1 protein-coding gene and 1 pseudogene are annotated in these 830 nt (G+C 67.2%); both read left to right on the top strand.

What is annotated here, in order from left to right; translation table 11 throughout:
- A pseudogene (locus tag AC1D01_RS37005) lies at positions 1-235 on the top strand (hypothetical protein); the annotation flags it as partial.
- Positions 236-252: 17 nt separating this feature from the next.
- Positions 253-830 (top strand): ParB/RepB/Spo0J family partition protein (locus tag AC1D01_RS37010; protein ID WP_477874839.1); only part of this gene is annotated, 578 nt, incomplete at its 3' end.

Raw genomic sequence — 830 nt, forward strand, 5'->3', positions numbered from 1 at the left:
CGCCGCGATCAAACGCGCCGACCTGATCGCCTTGGCAACCGAGCGCGCCCAGCTGCTGCCCGGCGGCGGCACGCCTTGGGAAGTCCTGCAGGGCGTGCCCACGGCGCCTTGGGTCGACCTGATGTCCCGCAAGCGCTGCACGGCCCGCTGGAGCGATTGGCGCAACGCCTTCAGCGAGCGCGCCGACTTCCTCGATTTCCAACGCCAAGAGCAAGCCCACCAGCTCGGCCGCTGAACACCCACGGAGCACCTATGGAACACATCACTGCCATCCCGCTGAATCACCTCCACGAGAGCCCGTTCAATCCACGGCGCACCTTCGTCGGCATCGACGACCTGGCCGCCAACATCGTGGCCGAGGGTCGCATCCACGAGCCGCTGCTTGCCCGGCCGACCGTCATCATGGGCATCGATGGCTTCGAGATCGTCTTTGGGCACCGCCGCTTCCGCGCGGCAGCGGCGGCCGGCCTGCTGACGGTACCCTGCATGGTCCGCACGATGACCGATGCCGAGRCACGCAGTGCGCAGGTTGCAGAGAACCTGCAGCGCGCCGACGTGCACCCGATCGAGGAGGCCGAAGGCTTCCAGGCCATGATCGATGGCGACAACCTGACAGCCGACGACCTGGCGGCGAAGTTCGGGAAGAGCCGCAGCTATGTGTACGGCCGGCTGAAGCTGCTGGAAGCCTGCCCCGCCGTCCGCAAAGCCTGCCTGGCTGGGGAGGTCGGCAGCGAGGTCGCGCTGCTCATCGCGCGGCTGCGCACGCCGGCTTTCCAGGAGAAGGCGCTCAACTACATCAGCAAGGAATATCACGCGAAGCTGGACGATGG

It is taken from the genome of Rhizobacter sp. P3_B12, assembly GCF_056402895.1.